Genomic DNA, 2,498 nt, shown 5'->3' with positions numbered 1-2,498 from the left:
GGCTGAGTAAACGGGCGACGAGCTTCAAGGGAGCTACGCCACCAATGGCTATGTTGGAGAGTTTGGACTCCCTGGCATCGAGGTCAGGCAGTAGGCTTCCAATGACAGCAAAGAGAATCGCCAGCGACATCGAGTCGAAGGGAAGGCCAGGTGGTAGCCCGTAGAGGCTGACGATTCCCGCCATGACGTGAGTGCGCCACGTCATAGAGAAGAGATTGTAGTCATGAACGAGACCGAGGGACACGCGTCACCGCAACGGTGAGCAGTAGCTCGCTCTTGGCTCCCAGGCAGTCGCTTTGGCGGTTGCCAACAGCTTCTTGTTCCAATCGCTTGAAGAGAGCCTCATCGAGGCCCCTGTTTGCGGTGACACCGATCTGATGGGTGCTTAGTAGCTCCACGAGCTGATCGCCGCCGATCACTCGCACGGGAGCCAGTGGCAGGGCCAGCCCTTCCTGGTCTATCGAGGCTGAGAGTGGGCCGCTGGTGATGAGAAGGGCCTCGGCAGCACCGGACCTAATCGCCACCCCGCGCAGCTCGTCGGCCTGGCGCTGGAAGACGCGAGAATCTGCATCAAACTGCTTGACTTGGGCGACCACCGTCCGTGAGGAAAGCTCGCCACCAATGCTGGCAACGAGATCGAAGCCACCACCTCGGTTGCGGCCTTTCCAGTCCATGCGACCAGAGAGCCGAACGTCTTTGTAGCCGAGCTTGGTGAGCAGAAGCGCAATGACATTAAGATAGGCATCAAAGGGCAGCTCTAGCAACCGCTGCCGGAGTTTATTCGGGGTTTTCGTATTCATGAAATAGGCGTTAAATGATTTGACCAGGTGAGGTTGGGTCAGCTTCGCGGCGGGACCACTCCCCTGGTTTTTGATATTGCCACTCGGGCCTGAGCTGACCTCGGTGCTCGTCCCAGGCTTCTGGGGGGAGACACCCCTTGCAGCCCATCAGCCCACAAGCGGAGGCCGTCGGATAGCTCCCATCCACGGAGAAAACTTCCAGTAGAGGCAACTTCCTCGGGCCGCGTCTGCTGATGGCTCGGCAGATCAGCTCCGCAGTGATGCGGCTGGGCTTGAGCCTCCCGCGCACGATCCGTGAGACAGCGTTCTGTGAGATTCCTGTATCTAAGGCAAGTAGTGCTTTGGGAGCAGTGCAGTAGTAAGGAATGTGCATCAGGATCGCTCGGAGTCGATTGGTGGCAATCTTTGGCCTGACCATTAGGACTGAGGTTTGGCGGGGACGCTTGCGAGCGTCAACGGGTCTTGATTCGGGTCTGGGTCTTGATCCTGGCTTGGGCATAGAAATGTCCGACTTGGACATAGGGGCTTAAAGTTACGGATAGGTTAGGCAGCTCCGACGAAATCAGAGCCATCAAGCTCATGACCTGAAAGCCTTGTATGTGGCTTTAGTTATCTTGCGCTTGACCTGGATATCTTGCCCGAACGAAGACCGAACATGCAACGTCACTGAACCAATCGCACCCTTTTCTGAGTTCTCGACTATTCGATCCGAGCTCCACGATTGGCGATAGATTTTCGAGAACTTTGTCATTAGTTCAGTCACGTTGCATTTTTGACCGTTTTGCTTTAGCGTTGCCTCTCGCTCAGGCCCAACAACCTGGGACACCCAAAACAAGGAGGCACGGCCCTATGGCCCGACACCCGACCTACACCACGTTTCAGCCCGGCGAGCTGGAGCGAGAACTCAAAGCCCTCGCCCTCAAGACCTGCGTCGTCACGGACGCTCCTGATGGCTGGAAAGCCAAGAGGCTGCACCGCTTCCACCTGAAGTGGTACGAGTGCCAGGTCACGTTTCCCGACGAGACAGAAGGCATCTGCAACTACATACGCCACAGCCCCTAGTGCCACACGTTCGGCTATAAGCGTGGGGCAGCGAGCCTGCCTCATGTCACGATCTTTGAGGAGCTTCCCCGTGATGCGGAGAGTCTTAAAGCCATTGCGAGGGAGAAGGCATCCGATGCTTTCAGGTACGCGATCTTGCATGAGCAGCGCGAAGCCAGACGCGCCCAACCACCTTGGACGGGCTACGGCAAGCGTAAGGCTGACCCTGCCGCTTACCAGCTCTCCCGCGAGCGAGCCATTAGCCGGGAAGTACGCTCTCGGCTACAGGCTCCAGCCATCAGGAAAGCTCTTGCCCAGTGGTGGTACCTTCGAGACGCTGGAAGAGGCCAATGCTGCTTGGCATGATAAAGGAGACAGTTCGCTCTTTATCGCTCTAGCAGTTCGGTGGCGTCGCCGGTGGGTTTTACCCTGCTTCAACCCGCTCTATGTTGAACACCCCAATCCTGAACACTGAGCACTGCTTCGCCTGACTGAACCAAGTCAGGCTTTTTTTATGCTCCCAGAGCGCTACTTTAATGGATTTTAGTTCAGTCTCGTTTGAGTTTTCACGCCCTCATCGTATTCTCGTCCAGCGCGGCGAGGCAACGGCCCCTCGATAAACCCAAGAGGCCCCACGCCGCGTGAATCTTTACAACC

The 2,498-nt window shown here is 56.9% G+C and carries 5 protein-coding genes; 2 read left to right on the top strand and 3 right to left on the bottom strand.

Annotation, left to right across the window (positions count from 1 at the left end):
- The 3 genes from ACH2EH_RS00110 to ACH2EH_RS00100 form a co-directional block, all read right to left on the bottom strand.
- Positions 1–205: metal-dependent hydrolase (locus tag ACH2EH_RS00110; RefSeq protein ID WP_395137610.1), on the bottom strand; the 205-nt coding region annotated here is incomplete at its 3' end.
- Positions 206–221: 16 nt separating this feature from the next.
- Positions 222–800: a restriction endonuclease gene (locus ACH2EH_RS00105; RefSeq protein ID WP_395137608.1), complete on the bottom strand. Its 579-nt coding sequence runs from the start codon at positions 798–800 to the stop codon at positions 222–224.
- 10 nt (positions 801–810) lie between these two features.
- Positions 811–1,218, bottom strand: a complete 408-nt coding sequence (locus tag ACH2EH_RS00100) for a helix-turn-helix domain-containing protein (RefSeq protein ID WP_395137607.1) — start codon at positions 1,216–1,218, stop codon at positions 811–813.
- A gap of 431 nt (positions 1,219–1,649) precedes the next feature.
- Between ACH2EH_RS00100 and ACH2EH_RS00095 the strand changes: the two genes are divergently transcribed.
- Together ACH2EH_RS00095 and ACH2EH_RS00090 are read left to right on the top strand one after the other, a co-directional pair.
- A complete protein-coding gene (locus tag ACH2EH_RS00095; RefSeq protein WP_395137605.1) occupies positions 1,650–1,862 on the top strand; it encodes a hypothetical protein in 213 nt (70 codons plus the stop codon).
- 139 nt (positions 1,863–2,001) lie between these two features.
- Entirely contained in the window at positions 2,002–2,316 is a 315-nt protein-coding gene (locus ACH2EH_RS00090; RefSeq protein WP_395137604.1) for a hypothetical protein, read from the top strand.
- Positions 2,317–2,498 lie beyond the last annotated feature (182 nt).

The sequence above is a fragment of the Armatimonas sp. genome, from assembly GCF_043760365.1.
GTDB lineage: Bacteria > Armatimonadota > Armatimonadia > Armatimonadales > Armatimonadaceae > Armatimonas.
Note: the sequence above shows the minus strand (reverse complement) of the source record. Positions and strands in the feature narration are given on the sequence as shown.

Bases quoted from the DNA above. Each gene is read 5' to 3' on its own strand.
- ACH2EH_RS00105 (WP_395137608.1), bottom strand. From the start codon at position 800: ATGAATACGAAAACCCCGAATAAACTCCGGCAGCGGTTGCTAGAGCTG.
- ACH2EH_RS00100 (WP_395137607.1), bottom strand. From the start codon at position 1,218: ATGGTCAGGCCAAAGATTGCCACCAATCGACTCCGAGCGATCCTGATG.
- ACH2EH_RS00095 (WP_395137605.1), top strand. From the start codon at position 1,650: ATGGCCCGACACCCGACCTACACCACGTTTCAGCCCGGCGAGCTGGAG.
- ACH2EH_RS00090 (WP_395137604.1), top strand. From the start codon at position 2,002: ATGAGCAGCGCGAAGCCAGACGCGCCCAACCACCTTGGACGGGCTACG.